A 15,227-nucleotide genomic window follows, 5' to 3' on the forward strand; every position below is an offset into this window, starting at 1 on the left:
ACGCCGCTCAGCCTGACGGAGAAACCCGCGGGTGTCTGTCAGAAATAACTGACAAATTCCGCCGTGTCAGGGGGCAGAACCGTGGTGCTGGATTTTAACTGCGGCGTACCGAGATACAGAAAACCGACAATCGCATCCTGTTCCCGACAGCCGAAGGCGTCACGCACCTGCGGATGATCGGTCCAGGGACCGCTGCGCCAGATGCCATTGAAGCCCTGCGCGGCTGCCGCCATCTGCATCGCCATCACCGCACAACCTGCGGAAATCAACTGTTCCCAGCGTGGCACTTTAGGATGTTCTTCACAACGTGCGACCACCGTGATGATCATCGGTGCCCGGAACGGCGATGAGCTGGCTTTCTCGATGGCCTTGTCATCCATCGCGCTGGCACGCGCGGCCTGCTCCAGCAGCGTGCTCAAGCGCTCACGACCCTCTTTCTCGACGATGATGAAGCGCCAGGGTTGCAGGGTGCCGTGGTCCGGCGCGCGCATACCGGCGCGCAGGATGTTTTCCAGCACCTCACCTGCCGGGGCGGGATCCGCCAGACGTGAGGCTGAACGGCGATTAACTAACAAATCAAGTGCATCCATTATCTTCTCCCTTGGAAAAAACGTTGTCTAATCCTGGCATACCACGATCTTTTGTAACAGTCTGGCGCGATTTCCTGCTGACTTTTAACACGCTGCTCTTTAGGATGTGGTCGATATCGAGGCGGCTGGCGTGCTGGCTGTCTTCGGCTACGTGAATATGGAGAGTCTATGCGCACATTGTGGCGAATTATTGCTGGCCTGTTCCGCTGGGGCTGGCGGGTGCTGAATTTTATCCGGGAATTTATCCTTAATTTATTTCTGATTGTGTTGATCCTGGCGGGTGTGGGGATCTGGTTACAGGTGAGCGGTTCCGGCAGCAGCGAACCGGTCCAGCAGGGCGCGCTGAAAGTCGATCTTACCGGGGTGCTGGTGGACAAACCTTCGGTCAGCAACCGTCTGAGCCGGATTGGCCGTCAGTTGCTGGGTACCAGTAGTGATCGTCTCCAGGAAAACTCGCTGTTTGATGTGGTCGATGCCATTCGTCAGGCAAAAAGTGACAAAAACATCACCGGCATCGTGCTGGATCTGCGTGATTTTGCCGGTGGCGATCAGCCGTCATTACAATATGTCGGTAAAGCACTGCGCGAATTCCGTGACAGCGGCAAACCGGTCTACGCGATTGGCGATAGTTACAGCCAGGCACAATATTATCTGGCGAGTTACGCCAACAAAGTTTATCTCTCGCCGCAGGGCACCGTTGATCTGCACGGTTTCGCCACTAACGGCCTGTACTACAAAACCTTGCTCGACAAGCTGAAGGTTAACTCACATGTCTTCCGCGTCGGTACCTATAAATCGGCGGTCGAACCGTTCCTGCGTGACGATATGTCACCAGAAGCACGCGATGCCGATAGCCGCTGGATCGGTCAGCTGTGGCAGAACTATCTGAACACCGTCTCCGCGAACCGTCAGATTACCCCGGAACAGTTGTTCCCGGGTGCCGCCGGTATCATCAGCGGTTTGCAGGCGGTACAGGGTGATACGGCAAAATATGCGCTGAACAACAAGTTGGTCGACGCGCTGGATAGCCGTGCTTCTGCTGATCAGGAGCTGATTAAAACCTTCGGCTGGGATAAACAGAATAACGATTATCGTAACGTCAGCATTTACGATTACACCGTTAAGCAACCCACGCAGCAGGATGGCAATATCGCCGTGGTGATGGCGAGTGGCGCGATTATGGACGGTGAAGAAACCGCCGGAAACGTCGGTGGCGACACCACCGCTGCACAGATCCGCGATGCGCGTCTCGATCCGAAAATCAAAGCGATCATTTTGCGCGTCAATAGCCCTGGTGGCAGCGTGACCGCGTCAGAAGCCATCCGCGAAGAACTGGCTGCTGCCCATGCGGCAGGTAAACCGGTAGTGGTGTCGATGGGCGGGATGGCCGCGTCTGGTGGCTACTGGATCTCCACTCCGGCGGATTACATTGTGGCTAACCCCAGCACGCTGACCGGTTCGATTGGCATCTTCGGCGTGATCAATACCGTTGAGAACAGCCTGAGCACCATTGGTGTGCATACCGATGGCGTTGCCACCTCGCCGTTGGCTGACGTCGCCACCACCAAAGCGTTACCGACGGAAGTACAGCAACTGATGCAGCTGACCATCGAGAATGGTTATCGTAACTTCGTCGGTTTAGTGGCGGCTTCGCGTCATAAGACGCCAGAGCAGATCAATGAGATTGCCCAGGGCCATGTCTGGACCGGCAGCGATGCCAAAGCCAACGGGCTGGTGGATGCGCTGGGTGACTTTGATGATGCCGTCAGCAAAGCCGCTGAACTGGCTAAAATCACCACGCCGCAATTGAGCTGGTATCAGGATGATCCGGGCATGCTGGATCTGCTGCTGAATCAGATGAGCGCGTCTGCCAGCGCTATCATGCCGGAAGCCTTAAAAGTGTGGCTGCCTGCGCCGATGTTGGATGTCATGAGCGCAATGAAAAAACAGCCCGGTCTGTTTGATAACCTTAACGATCCGCAAAATCGCTACGCGTTCTGCCTGAACTGTGGCCAGGTAAAATAATCTTTACAGCCCGGCCGCTGGTCGGGCTGCTTTTCCCCGGTAATCCCCTTATACTGCGCGTTTTACGGCAAGTCTGAGTTCATTCATGCAAAAGAAAAATATCTACGTAGCCTACACGGGCGGGACCATTGGTATGCAGCGTTCGGCACACGGCTACATTCCGGTTTCTGGCCATCTGCAACAGCAACTGGCGAATATGCCCGAGTTCCATCGCCCGGAAATGCCCGATTTCACCATCCACGAGTACCAACCGTTGATGGATTCTTCCGATATGACGCCGGAGGACTGGCAGGCCATCGCCGATGATATCAAACAGAATTACGATCAATACGACGGCTTTGTTATTCTGCATGGCACAGACACCATGGCGTTCACCGCTTCGGCCCTCTCCTTTATGCTGGAGAATCTCGCCAAGCCAGTGATTGTGACCGGCTCGCAAATCCCGCTGGCCGAGTTACGCTCAGACGGTCAGCAAAACTTGCTTAACTCATTGTATGTCGCGGCTAATTATCCGATTAATGAAGTCGCGCTATTCTTTAATAACACGTTGTTCCGTGGCAACCGCACCACCAAAGCCCACGCCGATGGTTTTAATGCGTTTGCCTCCCCTAACCTGTCGCCGCTGTTGGAAGCCGGTATCCATATTCGCCGCCTGAATACCCCTCCAGCTCCTAAGGGAACAGGTGACTTGATTGTCCACCCGATCACCCCGCAGCCGATTGGTGTGGTGACGATTTATCCGGGGATCTCTGCCGAGGTGGTACGTAACTTCCTGCGTCAGCCGGTGAAAGCCCTGATCCTGCGTTCTTACGGCGTTGGCAATGCGCCACAAAACGCGGAGTTTCTGGCTGAACTGCAACAGGCCAGCGAGCGCGGCATTGTGGTGGTCAACCTGACGCAATGCATGTCCGGTAAGGTGAATATGGGTGGTTACGCCACAGGGAATGCGCTGGAGCATGCCGGGGTGATCAGTGGTTTTGATCTCACCGTGGAAGCGACATTAACAAAACTTCACTTTTTACTGAGTCAAAACCTCACCAGCGCGGAAATTCGTGCCAGAATGCAACAGAATTTACGTGGCGAACTGACAGAAGACTGATACGGAGCGAGATGTGATGAAGCGGGCACTGATAATCATCGATATACAGAACGATTTTTGCCCCGGCGGCCCCATGGCCGTACGCGAAGGTGACCTGACCGTTGCCGTTGCGAATCGCTACGCGCGTGAGTTTCGTGCCCGGGGCGAGTGTGTGGTGGCATTGCAGGACTGGCATCCGAATAATCATGGCAGCTTTGCGTCGGTATCGGGTGAGCCGGTTTATACCCTGGGTGAGCTGAACGGGCTGGCGCAGATCTGGTGGCCGGATCATGGCATTCAGGGTTCGGTGGGTGCCGATTTCCACCCTGACCTGGATCGCACGCTGATCGATGCCGTATTCCATAAAGGCGAAGATGTTGACGTTGACAGCTACAGCGCCTTTTTCGATAACGGCCACCGGCGCAAAACTGAGCTGGATAGATGGCTGCGCGAGCGTGACATCAGCCATCTGGTGGTGCTGGGTTTAGCAACCGATTATTGCGTTAAATATAGCGTGCTGGATGCGCTGGAACTGGGCTACCAGGTCGAGGTGGTGGAGGAAGGTTGTCGTGGGGTCAATCTCAACCCTGAAGACAGCGCCATTGCCATCGAGCAAATGCGTAACCAGGGTGCCATCATTATCTGAAAAAGCAGGGCTGGTTTTACAGCCCTGCTTTTTACTCAGTGCAGGTTGATGCGGGTGATATCCGTCTCAATACCGAACTCTTCTTTCAGTTCTTTTTTCGACTTCGTCACCATCTCACCACCTTTGCTGATGGTCATATGTTGCGGCGCATCGTTATGGCGCGCCTGCCAGAGCATCACCAGTTGCAGGCAATTTTCTTTTTGTTCGGGCGTCAGCGCTACCCCATCAGGCCACTTGCCGGTTTCCACCGCCGTGGCAAGACGCTGGTAAACTTCTGGCGTCATCGCCGCCAACATCGCTTCCAGTTCCTGTTTCATGCTTACCCCTGTTGTTGATTGCCTTGCTCGTCGGTAAAGTTGAGCGAGGCCGAATTCACACAGTAGCGCTCGCCTGTTGGCTGTGGGCCGTCCGGGAACACATGCCCCAGATGCGCATCACAGTTGCCACAGCGGATTTCAACCCGGTGCATACCGTGGGAATCATCTTCGAGGTAGCGGATAGCGTCATCACTAACCGGCTGATAGAAACTCGGCCAACCGCAGCCCGAGTCATATTTGGTTTCAGAGAGGAACAGCGGTGCGTTACAAACCAGGCAGTGGTAGATGCCCTCCTGCTTGTTATGCAGCAGGGCTCCTGTAAAAGGGGGTTCGGTTCCGCGATGCTGAGTTACATAGCGCTGCATTTCCGACAGCTGCGCGATTTTTTCCGCGGATGCGGTGTCTTTAGCCATTTTGGGATTCCGGAGTGTCATTCTGAAAAAATCGACTAGTATTCTAACAAATGAATAACATCATCCGGGTCTTTTTTCGTGCGAACACATCCGTCCTGCTGACGACAGCACGAATTTGTGATGCCGATCACCCTTTAGATCCCACATCCCTTTATAGTCGGCGATCGGCAAATCTGGCTTTGGAATAATCCCTGTTGCGCAAGCGTTTGCGCAACGAATAATTCCTGTCATTGGAATTGACCTGTCGCAACAATTGACACGATTCCGCTTGACGCCTGGTAAGGTTTTTGTAATTTTACAGCCAACCTTTTATTCACTAACAAATAGCTGGTGGAATATATGACTATCAAAGTAGGTATCAACGGTTTTGGCCGTATCGGTCGCATCGTTTTCCGTGCTGCGCAGCAGCGTTCTGACATCGAAATCGTCGCGATCAACGACCTGCTGGACGCCGATTACATGGCTTACATGCTGAAGTATGACTCTACGCACGGTCGTTTTGACGGCACCGTAGAAGTTAAAGACGGCGCGCTGATTGTTAACGGTAAAAAAATCCGTGTTACCGCTGAGAAAGACCCGGCTAACCTGAAATGGGACGAAGTGGGTGTTGACGTTGTTGCTGAAGCAACCGGTATCTTCCTGACCGACGAAACCGCACGTAAACACATCGCTGCGGGTGCGAAGAAAGTGGTTCTGACTGGCCCGTCTAAAGATGACACCCCGATGTTTGTTCGTGGTGCTAACTTCGACAAATATGCCGGCCAGGACATCGTTTCTAACGCATCCTGCACCACCAACTGCCTGGCTCCGCTGGCAAAAGTGATCAACGACAAGTTCGGCATCGTTGAAGGTCTGATGACCACTGTTCACGCTACCACCGCGACTCAGAAAACCGTTGATGGCCCGTCTCACAAAGACTGGCGCGGCGGCCGTGGCGCTTCTCAGAACATCATCCCGTCTTCTACCGGTGCTGCTAAAGCAGTAGGTAAAGTTCTGCCAGAGCTGAACGGCAAACTGACCGGTATGGCGTTCCGTGTTCCGACTCCGAACGTATCTGTTGTTGACCTGACTGTTCGTCTGGAAAAAGCGGCTTCTTACAAAGAAATTTGTGCAGCGATCAAAGCCGCTGCTGAAGGCGAAATGAAAGACGTTCTGGGTTATGTTGAAGATGACGTGGTTTCTACCGACTTCAACGGCGAAGTACTGACTTCAGTATTCGATGCTAAAGCAGGTATCGCGCTGAATGACAACTTTGTGAAGCTGGTTTCCTGGTACGATAACGAAACCGGTTACTCCAACAAGGTTCTCGATCTGATTGCTCTGGTTTCTGCTAAATAAGCTAACCAGCACAACAGACAGATCAGACAAGGGGCGACTTAGGTCGCCCTTTTTATTTGGCTAGCTTAAGAGAAGGATTTTGTATGCAAGAGTCGCTTTTTTCGCTACCCGTAGTTCAGCAGATCACCCCTTATCTGTCACAACGTCAGATTGGTGAACTGCCGGTCATTATTGTCAGCCATCCCCGCGTGCGCGCAGCCATTACCTTGCAAGGTGCGCATCTGCTCGCCTGGCAACCCAGTGGTCAACAGCCGGTCCTCTGGCTCAGTGAGAAGACGCCTTTTGCTGTCGGCAAGGCGATTCGTGGTGGCGTACCGATCTGCTGGCCGTGGTTTGGCCCGGCGGGTGAACCTGCGCACGGTTTCGCCCGTAATCAATCCTGGACGTTATCCGCGCATGACGAGAATGAAGAAGGCGTCATTCTGACCTTTGCGCTGGAGAGTAATGCACAAACGCTGAAACTGTGGCCGCACGATTTTACCCTGCTCGCCCGCTTCCGTATTGGTGCCCATTGCGAAATTGAGCTGGAAGCGCATGGCGACTTCGCCGCAACTGCCGCGCTGCACAGCTACTTCCAGGTGACCGATATTGCGGCAACTGAAGTCAGCGGTCTGGGTAACAGCTTCGTGGATAAAGTGAATGACAGTGCGGTCGGCACATCCAATGGTAAGCAGACCTATCCGGGTCGTATCGATCGCGTCTTTACCGCGCCGGAAGATTGCAGCGTGATTCATGATAAAGCGGGCAATCGACAGATCGAAGTGTACCATCACTATCAAAGTGACGTTGTCACCTGGAATCCTGGTCCGGAGCTGTCGTGCAGCATGGGGGATATGGCTAACGATGGTTACAAAACTATGGTGTGTGTCGAAACTGCACGCATTAACCAGCCACTGGTGAGCGCCGGTGAATCCCCTGCTCGCCTCGCCACAACTTTCCGGTTACGCAATAAAGTCTGACAAAACGGCGCGCATGCGCCGTTAGACCACATCCAGCGGCAGTTTAGCCTGCGGTGGTGGGAAGGCCTGATTCAGAATGGCCAGTTGTTCGCCACTTAACACCACATTAAGCGCTGCCGCATTTTCCTGGACATGCGCCACACTGCTGGCTTTCGGTATGGCGATCACCCCCTCTTTGCGAATCACCCACGCCAGCAGCAATTGCGCTACGCTAATGCCCTGCTGTTGTGCAATCTGCTGCACGCGCGGGTCACTGAAGAGCGTCTGGCGCAGACGTCCAGCCTGGGCCAACGGGCAATACGCCATAATCGGCACATCACGTAACTGGCATTCCGGTAGTAAATCATACTCAATACCGCGAGACGCCAGATGGTAAAGCACCTGATTGGTTAAACAGGCCTCTCCACCCGGCTCTCCCCACAGTTCCTGCATATCCTCGGTGTCAAAGTTGGAGACACCCCAGTGGCGAATCTTGCCCTGCTGTTGCAGTGTCTCCATGGCGCGAATGGTTTCCTCCAGCGGCACATTGCCCCGCCAGTGCAACAAATAAAGATCCAGATAATCAGTCTGTAAACGACGCAAGCTGCGTTCGCAGGCATCTATCGCATCGACTTCTCCCGCATTCCACGGATAGACCTTTGACACCAGCCAGGCTTGATCGCGACGTCCTTTTAGCGCCTCGCCGACAACCATTTCGGCACCGCCTTCCGCATACATTTCGGCGGTATCAATCAGTTTAAGCCCAAGGTCGAGGCCTGCCTGCAACGCGGCAACTTCCTGCTGATGTGTCGCCGGACTCTCCCCCATGTACCAGGTACCCTGGCCAATGGCTGGGATGGGTGCTTCTCCCCTGAACTGAATCATCTTTGTCATAAAACCTCCAAATGAACCATAACGGTGCGCAGCCTTGGTGCGCAGCAATAAAAATGCCCCATTTTGGGGCGTTTCATTGCAGCCATCAGAAGCTGTAGCTGATACCTGTCCAAAGCGTCACTTGCCCGCTCTTATTCACCATTGGACTGTCTTTGATGTCACTACCAAATCGGGTATAACGTCCGGAAACCGTCGCGTTCCAGCTTTGGCTGATCTGGTAACTGGCGTTCATTTCCAGGTAGGGAGACCAACTGTCATCCGGTTGATAACGCGCGATACCGGTACGCGCACTTTCCTGTGATGAGACGCCATAGTAGTAGCGGTTTTGATTGGCGCTGTTCCACAAGGCACCAATCCCCGGCGTCAGGCTAAACGCACCAAAATCGAAACGATACAACCAGGTCATATCCCACATCACACCGTTGCTGTTGTTGAGTACATCCCCTAACAGCGCGGTGCGTAAGATGCCCCACTGTGAGATATGGCGATAGCTGGCACCCGCCATCAACGTCATGCGACGCTTGTCGAGTCGCTTCATATCGCTCAGATCATTGTCTTTCGGGTCATACTGCTGCGGCGAACCGAGCACCGTCAACGACAGTTGATCCTGCGGGTCCTTCCACAGGTAGTAACCCCCCTGTAGGCTATGGAACCAGAAGCTGTCGCCTTCATAATTAATCACCGGCACCGGTATATATCGGTCCTGTCCCCCGCGGTAGGGCGATTCGGCGTAAATAACAGAGGCCCCAAGAGATAAGGGATCGGCATACGTGCTGAAAGCCGCAAAATAGCAGGGTGCGAGCAGAGCAAGCGCTTTAAGTTTGAAATGGTTCACAATTTATTCAGTCCATAAATATAACAATCACACGCAGAGTCTAACCAATTTCTCCACAGGGTTTAACTTTTAATGGGGGTTGTTGTTAGCCGCAGCAGAATTGTCTGAAACCATCAATACCGCTGTGATTTGAGAGATCGGTTCCCTGTCCCTTATGAGACTTTGTTATTGATATATCGCTAAATAAGGAGAAGAAACGGAGGAAATTTCTTAAATGCCTTCTACAGTTAAAAGTAAGACGAGACTTTTTGTACGAGCAGAGTAACCATAAGAATTGTGTATCCCGATAAAAAATCGTCAGGTTGGCATAAGGGTTGCTGTACTCAATAGAGAATATCTTCCGGGAGCTGCAAGAGCATCTTAATTACGCTCCTTTACCTGTGCTAAAAACGAAAGGACGGGCATCGCTATGAATATATTCGATCACTATCGTCAGCGTTATGAAGCTGCCAAGGACGAAGAGTTCACACTGCAGGAATTCCTCGCAATTTGTAAGCAGGATCGCAGTGCATACGCCAACGCTGCAGAGCGACTGTTGATGGCCATTGGTGAGCCGGTGATGGTTGATACTGCTCAGGAGCCACGCCTTTCCAGAATATTCTCGAATCGCGTCATTGGACGCTACCCTGCGTTTGAAGAGTTCTATGGCATGGAAGAAGCGATTGAACAAATCGTCTCTTACCTGAAACATGCTGCGCAAGGGCTGGAGGAGAAGAAACAGATTCTTTACCTGCTGGGTCCGGTTGGTGGCGGTAAATCATCCCTGGCTGAACGCCTTAAATCCCTGATGCAGCGCGTACCGATTTACGTGTTAAGCGCTGACGGTGAGCGTAGCCCGGTCAATGACCATCCGTTGTGCCTGTTTAACCCACAGGAAGACGCGAACATTCTCGAAAAAGAGTATGGTGTTCCACGTCGTTACCTCGGCACCATTATGTCGCCGTGGGCAGCTAAACGCCTGCACGATTTTGGCGGCGATATTACCCGTTTCAAAGTTGTGAAAGTCTGGCCGTCAATCCTCGAACAGTTGGCGATTGCCAAAACTGAACCGGGTGACGAAAACAACCAGGATATTTCTGCGTTGGTGGGTAAAGTGGATATCCGCAAACTGGAAAACCACGCACAGAACGATCCCGATGCCTACGGTTACTCCGGTGCCCTGTGCCGCGCCAACCAGGGCATCATGGAATTCGTTGAGATGTTCAAAGCACCGATTAAAGTGCTGCATCCCCTGTTGACCGCCACTCAGGAAGGTAACTACAACGGTACGGAAGGTATTTCGGCGCTGCCGTTTAACGGCATCATTCTGGCGCACTCTAACGAATCTGAGTGGGTCACCTTCCGTAACAACAAAAACAACGAGGCGTTCCTTGACCGTGTTTACATCGTCAAAGTGCCTTACTGCCTGCGAGTTTCCGAAGAGATCAAAATCTACGAGAAACTGCTTAATCACAGTGAACTGTCAACCGCGCCATGCGCACCAGGCACACTGGAAACCCTGGCGCGTTTCTCTATCCTGTCGCGTTTGAAAGAGCCGGAAAATTCCAGCATCTACTCAAAAATGCGCGTCTATGATGGTGAAACGCTGAAAGATACTGATCCAAAAGCCAAGTCATGGCAGGAGTATCACGATTACGCTGGCGTGGATGAGGGAATGAACGGTCTTTCTACCCGTTTCGCCTTCAAAATTCTGTCACGCGTATTCAACTTCGACCATGCGGAAGTGGCCGCCAACCCGGTGCACCTGTTCTATGTGCTGGAACAGCAGATTGAACGTGAGCAGTTCCCACAGGAGCAGGCAGAGAAATATCTGGAGCACCTGAAAGGTTACCTGATTCCGAAGTATGCGGAGTTTATCGGCAAAGAGATTCAGACCGCCTATCTGGAGTCCTACTCCGAATACGGCCAGAACATTTTTGACCGCTATGTCACCTACGCCGACTTCTGGATTCAGGATCAGGAGTACCGTGATCCCGATACCGGACAACTGTTTGACCGTGAATCACTGAATGCCGAGCTGGAAAAAATCGAGAAACCTGCCGGGATCAGTAACCCGAAAGATTTCCGCAACGAGATTGTCAACTTTGTGCTGCGCGCCCGTGCGCAGAACAGCGGACGCAATCCGAACTGGACCAGCTACGAAAAACTGCGCACGGTCATCGAGAAGAAAATGTTCTCGAATACCGAAGAGTTGCTGCCGGTGATTTCGTTCAATACCAAAACCTCAACGGACGAACAGAAAAAACACGATGATTTTGTCGACCGCATGATGGAGAAAGGCTATACCCGCAAACAGGTTCGCCTGCTGTGCGAATGGTATCTCCGGGTGCGTAAATCGTCATAATTAGGTTTGTAAGCTAAACGGCGTCCAGACGCCGGAAGAGGAAGGTCGGGCAAGTCCCGACCTGGCTTGCACTGTAGTTTGGGGGAACTTTATGGCCTATTTCATCGATCGGCGTCTGAACGGCAAAAACAAAAGCGCGGTCAACCGGCAACGCTTTCTGCGCCGTTACAAGTCGCAAATCAAGCAGTCGATCTCCGAGGCCATTAATAAGCGTTCGGTTACCGACGTGGAAAGCGGTGAGTCTGTCTCCATTCCGATTGAAGATATTAACGAACCTATCTTCCATCAGGGCCGGGGGGGCAGCCGTCATCGCGTACATCCCGGTAACGATCACTTTGTGCAGAACGACCGCGTCGAACGCCCACAAGGTGGCGGCGGAGGCGGTGGTGGCGGCCAGGGCAATGCCAGTCAGGATGGTGAAGGCCAGGACGAGTTCGTCTTCCAGATTTCGAAAGATGAATACCTCGATTTGCTGTTCGAGGATCTTGCGCTGCCTAACCTGCGTAAAAATCAGCATCGTCAATTAAATGAATATAAAACTCATCGCGCTGGCTTCACCTCTAACGGGGTACCTGCCAACATTAGCGTGGTGCGTTCGCTGCAAAACTCGCTGGCGCGTCGGACTGCCATGACGGCGGGCAAACGCCGCATGCTGCATGAACTGGAAGCCACGCTGACCGAGGTGGAAAAATCTGAACCGGCGCAACTGCTGGAAGAGGAACGGCTGCGCAAAGAGATCGCCGAACTGCGTGCCCGTATTGAGCGGGTGCCGTTTATCGATACCTTTGACCTGCGTTACAAAAATTTTGAGAAACGTCCGGAACCGTCAAGCCAGGCGGTGATGTTCTGCCTGATGGACGTTTCAGGTTCGATGGACCAGGCCACCAAAGATATGGCGAAACGTTTTTACATTCTGCTCTACCTGTTCCTGAGCCGAACCTATAAAAACGTCGATGTGGTTTATATCCGTCACCATACTCAGGCGAAAGAGGTAGACGAACAGGAGTTCTTCTACTCACAGGAAACAGGCGGCACCATTGTCTCCAGTGCCCTGAAGCTGATGGATGAGGTGGTAAAAGAGCGTTATGACCCGACGCAGTGGAACATCTATGCTGCCCAGGCATCGGATGGTGATAACTGGGCGGATGACTCCCCGCTCTGCCACGAGATTCTGGCGAAAAATATCCTGCCGGTGGTGCGTTATTACAGCTATATCGAGATAACTCGCCGCGCGCACCAAACCCTGTGGCGTGAGTATGAGCATTTGCAGGTGATGTTTGATAACTTCGCTATTCAGCACATCCGCGAGCCGGAAGATATTTACCCGGTATTTAGGGAGCTTTTCCACAAACAAGTGGCAGAATCCTGATAAAAGCAGCCGGTCACTGACCGGCTTTTTACTCTCTGCTTTCCGCTAAAACCCTCTGCACCATACAGATTTTGTTGGCAAATTTAACTACAGATGCCTCAACACCTGCCGATATAAAAAAATATGTTATTTTCCGCTGACAAGCTATTGATAAGGCATTATCTTTTGTCTTTGTTCGCGTGAAGCTTACACACTACACCTGGATCACCACCCGCCGCAGGAGAACGCCGTTGAATGCCAGCATGGTTTACAGTTTATTCATTATTGGTTCAGTGCTGGTTGCAGCAAGCATTCTGCTAAGCTCCTTTTCCTCGCGCCTGGGCATACCAATTTTGGTGATCTTCCTCGCGCTCGGGATGCTAACCGGGGTCGATGGTATCGGCGGTATCGCTTTTGATAACTATCCGGTGGCCTACCTGGTATCCAACCTGGCGCTGGCGATTATCCTGCTTGACGGCGGTATGCGCACCAAGGCCAGCTCATTCAAAGTGGCGCTTGGCCCGGCGTTGTCGCTGGCAACGGTTGGGGTGATGATCACCGCCGGTCTGACCGGTCTGGCCGCTGCCTGGCTGTTCCACCTCGATTTGATGCAGGGCTTTCTGATTGGCGCCATTATCGGCTCCACCGATGCTGCTGCGGTATTCTCTCTGCTCGGCGATAAAGGGTTAAACGAACGTGTCAGCGCAACGTTGGAAATCGAATCCGGCAGCAATGACCCGATGGCGGTGTTTCTGACCATCACCCTGATCGACATGATTCAACAGGGACAAACGGGGCTGAGTTGGATGTTTATCGTGCATCTGGTGCAGCAATTTGGTCTGGGCATCGTGCTGGGGCTGGGCGGTGGTTGGGCGTTGCAGCAACTGATTAACCGCATCAATCTGGCGCAGGGACTTTATCCCCTGCTGGCATTGAGTGGCGGTATCATCGTGTTTGCCCTGACCACGGTGATGGAAGGTAGCGGCATTTTGGCGGTGTATCTATGTGGTTTCCTGTTGGGTAACAGCCCAATTCGCAACCGTCATGGCATTCTGCAAACCTTCGATGGTATGGCATGGTTGAGCCAGATTGGCATGTTCATTGTGCTGGGTCTGCTGGTGACGCCATCCGATTTGTGGCATATCGCCATTCCGGCGATGCTGCTGTCGCTGTGGCTGATTCTGGTGGCGCGTCCGTTGTCGATTCTGGTCGGCCTGTTGCCATTTAAGGGCTTTACCGGACGTGAACGCATTTTTATTAGTTGGGTTGGATTACGCGGTGCGGTGCCGATCATCCTGGCGGTGTTCCCGATGATGGCCGGGCTGGAGAACTCATCGCTGTACTTTAATATCGCCTTCTTCGTGGTGCTGGTATCGCTGATGTTGCAGGGGACGTCACTGGGTTTCGCCGCGCGAAAAGCCAAAGTGGTGGTTCCACCGACGGCCTCACCAATCAGCCGGGTTGGACTGGATATTCATCCTGAGAACCCGTGGGAGCAGTTCGTGTATCAGCTGAGCGCCGATAAATGGTGTATTGGTGCCGCCCTGCGAGACTTACAAATGCCGCGCGAAACCCGCATCGCGGCGTTATTCCGTGACAACGTTTTGATGCACCCCAACGGCAGCACGCGCCTGAAGGAAGGTGACGTGTTATGCGTGATTGGTCGCGAGCGCGATCTCCCTGCCCTCGGCAAGATGTTCAGCCAGTCACCGCCGGTGGCGCTCGACCAACGTTTCTTTGGTGACTTTATCCTGGATGCTGACGCCCGGTTGCGCGATGTGGCGCAAATTTACGGGTTGGATCTCGATGAAGAAACCAACGATCAACAATCCCTGGGGCAGTTGGTGATGTCGTTGCTGGGCAGCACGCCGGTGGTCGGTGACCAGGTTGAATGGAACCAGCTTACCTGGACGGTGGCGGAGAAAGAGGACAACCATATCCTGAAAATTGGTGTGCGACCGACAGAAGAGAAGGAATAATCCGAGCGCATTCGATTAGTAAAGCCCGCTGGACCGACTATGATCACTATTCCACCCTGCTGAAACGGGAGAATACGATGGGACATGTGGTTAAGATTGGTCGTTACGAGATCATCGATGCGGAATTGAACGCGGGAAAGCTCGAAACCGTCAGCATTCCCTGCCTGACCAATCCCGGCCTGAGTTATCAGCTCGACGGCTGGGATCATGAAACCAGTGTACCGGCGTGGATTGACGGCCAACCCGTCGATTTGGAGATCGGACACTATGACAAACAGCAAGACCGTTGGGTATTAAAGAAACCCGCCTGAGTTAATTTATTACCGCCATGCAGCTCATATGGCGGTTATTCCTAAAAGCAGTCTTAAAATCAAGCGCTATATCTGATGTTTTTTTGATTTTATCCATTCTATTCAATACGTTAAATGGGCGCTTCCACAGGCAATTCTTTTCTTTTCAGACTATGTCCATATTAACGCCAT

Annotated in this window: 14 protein-coding genes; 9 read left to right on the forward strand and 5 right to left on the reverse strand. The window is 52.9% G+C overall.

All coding sequences use genetic code 11. The features are described from left to right. Positions 1 to 38 precede the first annotated feature (38 nt). Positions 39 to 590 carry an NAD(P)H nitroreductase gene (locus tag CTZ24_RS11085; protein WP_021183045.1) on the reverse strand — a complete coding sequence of 184 codons (552 nt, stop codon included), beginning with the start codon at positions 588 to 590 and terminating at the stop codon, positions 39 to 41. Between the two features lie 168 nt (positions 591 to 758). Here CTZ24_RS11085 and sppA point away from each other — a divergent pair, with 168 nt between their 5' ends. The 3 genes from sppA (at position 759) to pncA (ending at position 4,339) form a co-directional block, all read left to right on the forward strand. Next, positions 759 to 2,615, forward strand: a complete 1,857-nt coding sequence (gene sppA, locus CTZ24_RS11090) for a signal peptide peptidase SppA (RefSeq protein WP_208723540.1) — start codon at positions 759 to 761, stop codon at positions 2,613 to 2,615. An 85-nt stretch (positions 2,616 to 2,700) separates the two neighbouring features. Beyond that, positions 2,701 to 3,714 (forward strand): asparaginase, encoded by a 1,014-nt coding sequence (gene ansA, locus CTZ24_RS11095; protein ID WP_036625011.1) that lies wholly within the window; start codon positions 2,701 to 2,703, stop codon positions 3,712 to 3,714. A 16-nt stretch (positions 3,715 to 3,730) separates the two neighbouring features. Continuing rightward, positions 3,731 to 4,339 carry a bifunctional nicotinamidase/pyrazinamidase gene (gene pncA, locus CTZ24_RS11100; protein WP_208725541.1) on the forward strand — a complete coding sequence of 203 codons (609 nt, stop codon included), beginning with the start codon at positions 3,731 to 3,733 and terminating at the stop codon, positions 4,337 to 4,339. A gap of 35 nt (positions 4,340 to 4,374) precedes the next feature. Here the strand turns inward: pncA and CTZ24_RS11105 are convergent, their stop codons facing one another. Continuing rightward, a complete protein-coding gene (locus CTZ24_RS11105; protein WP_021183041.1) occupies positions 4,375 to 4,656 on the reverse strand; it encodes a YeaC family protein in 282 nt (93 codons plus the stop codon). 2 nt (positions 4,657 to 4,658) lie between these two features. Beyond that, a complete protein-coding gene (gene msrB, locus CTZ24_RS11110; protein WP_208723541.1) occupies positions 4,659 to 5,069 on the reverse strand; it encodes a peptide-methionine (R)-S-oxide reductase MsrB in 411 nt (136 codons plus the stop codon). Between the two features lie 339 nt (positions 5,070 to 5,408). On the opposite strand from msrB, the gene gapA reads away from it, so the two are divergent. Together gapA and CTZ24_RS11120 are read left to right on the forward strand one after the other, a co-directional pair. Beyond that, positions 5,409 to 6,407: a glyceraldehyde-3-phosphate dehydrogenase gene (gene gapA / locus CTZ24_RS11115; RefSeq protein WP_021183039.1), complete on the forward strand. Its 999-nt coding sequence runs from the start codon at positions 5,409 to 5,411 to the stop codon at positions 6,405 to 6,407. A gap of 83 nt (positions 6,408 to 6,490) precedes the next feature. Beyond that, positions 6,491 to 7,366 (forward strand): D-hexose-6-phosphate mutarotase, encoded by an 876-nt coding sequence (locus CTZ24_RS11120; protein ID WP_208723542.1) that lies wholly within the window; start codon positions 6,491 to 6,493, stop codon positions 7,364 to 7,366. 21 nt (positions 7,367 to 7,387) lie between these two features. Here CTZ24_RS11120 and CTZ24_RS11125 read toward each other — a convergent pair whose 3' ends face one another. Further along, positions 7,388 to 8,239, reverse strand: coding sequence for an aldo/keto reductase (locus tag CTZ24_RS11125; RefSeq protein ID WP_208723543.1), 852 nt, complete (start codon positions 8,237 to 8,239; stop codon positions 7,388 to 7,390). Between the two features lie 85 nt (positions 8,240 to 8,324). Further along, complete coding sequence (locus CTZ24_RS11130; RefSeq protein WP_036625007.1) at positions 8,325 to 9,074, reverse strand: MipA/OmpV family protein; 750 nt, start codon at positions 9,072 to 9,074, stop codon at positions 8,325 to 8,327. Between the two features lie 409 nt (positions 9,075 to 9,483). On the opposite strand from CTZ24_RS11130, the gene yeaG reads away from it, so the two are divergent. The 4 genes from yeaG to CTZ24_RS11150 all read left to right on the forward strand — a co-directional run bounded on the left by yeaG (position 9,484) and on the right by CTZ24_RS11150 (position 15,056). After that, entirely contained in the window at positions 9,484 to 11,418 is a 1,935-nt protein-coding gene (gene yeaG, locus CTZ24_RS11135; RefSeq protein WP_021183035.1) for a protein kinase YeaG, read from the forward strand. 91 nt (positions 11,419 to 11,509) lie between these two features. Next, on the forward strand, positions 11,510 to 12,787 hold the full coding sequence (locus CTZ24_RS11140; RefSeq protein ID WP_208723544.1) for a YeaH/YhbH family protein: 1,278 nt from the start codon (positions 11,510 to 11,512) through the stop codon (positions 12,785 to 12,787). Between the two features lie 230 nt (positions 12,788 to 13,017). Continuing rightward, the gene (locus CTZ24_RS11145) at positions 13,018 to 14,745 is read left to right on the forward strand and encodes a potassium/proton antiporter (protein ID WP_208723545.1); all 1,728 of its coding nucleotides are present in this window, start codon (positions 13,018 to 13,020) and stop codon (positions 14,743 to 14,745) included. 77 nt (positions 14,746 to 14,822) lie between these two features. After that, complete coding sequence (locus tag CTZ24_RS11150) at positions 14,823 to 15,056, forward strand: DUF1480 family protein (protein WP_021183032.1); 234 nt, start codon at positions 14,823 to 14,825, stop codon at positions 15,054 to 15,056. Positions 15,057 to 15,227 lie beyond the last annotated feature (171 nt).

Origin of the sequence: Pantoea phytobeneficialis (assembly GCF_009728735.1) — a bacterium.
In the GTDB taxonomy this organism is placed as follows: Bacteria; Pseudomonadota; Gammaproteobacteria; order Enterobacterales; family Enterobacteriaceae; genus Pantoea; species Pantoea phytobeneficialis.

What these genes read in the sequence shown, in the direction of transcription:
- gapA (WP_021183039.1), top strand. Translation starts at nt 5,409, where the DNA reads ATGACTATCAAAGTAGGTATCAACGGTTTTGGCCGTATCGGTCGCATC.
- pncA (WP_208725541.1), top strand. Translation starts at nt 3,731, where the DNA reads ATGAAGCGGGCACTGATAATCATCGATATACAGAACGATTTTTGCCCC.
- msrB (WP_208723541.1), bottom strand. Translation starts at nt 5,069, where the DNA reads ATGGCTAAAGACACCGCATCCGCGGAAAAAATCGCGCAGCTGTCGGAA.
- CTZ24_RS11140 (WP_208723544.1), top strand. Translation starts at nt 11,510, where the DNA reads ATGGCCTATTTCATCGATCGGCGTCTGAACGGCAAAAACAAAAGCGCG.
- sppA (WP_208723540.1), top strand. Translation starts at nt 759, where the DNA reads ATGCGCACATTGTGGCGAATTATTGCTGGCCTGTTCCGCTGGGGCTGG.
- CTZ24_RS11105 (WP_021183041.1), bottom strand. Translation starts at nt 4,656, where the DNA reads ATGAAACAGGAACTGGAAGCGATGTTGGCGGCGATGACGCCAGAAGTT.
- CTZ24_RS11085 (WP_021183045.1), bottom strand. Translation starts at nt 590, where the DNA reads ATGGATGCACTTGATTTGTTAGTTAATCGCCGTTCAGCCTCACGTCTG.
- yeaG (WP_021183035.1), top strand. Translation starts at nt 9,484, where the DNA reads ATGAATATATTCGATCACTATCGTCAGCGTTATGAAGCTGCCAAGGAC.
- CTZ24_RS11125 (WP_208723543.1), bottom strand. Translation starts at nt 8,239, where the DNA reads ATGACAAAGATGATTCAGTTCAGGGGAGAAGCACCCATCCCAGCCATT.
- CTZ24_RS11120 (WP_208723542.1), top strand. Translation starts at nt 6,491, where the DNA reads ATGCAAGAGTCGCTTTTTTCGCTACCCGTAGTTCAGCAGATCACCCCT.
- CTZ24_RS11150 (WP_021183032.1), top strand. Translation starts at nt 14,823, where the DNA reads ATGGGACATGTGGTTAAGATTGGTCGTTACGAGATCATCGATGCGGAA.
- ansA (WP_036625011.1), top strand. Translation starts at nt 2,701, where the DNA reads ATGCAAAAGAAAAATATCTACGTAGCCTACACGGGCGGGACCATTGGT.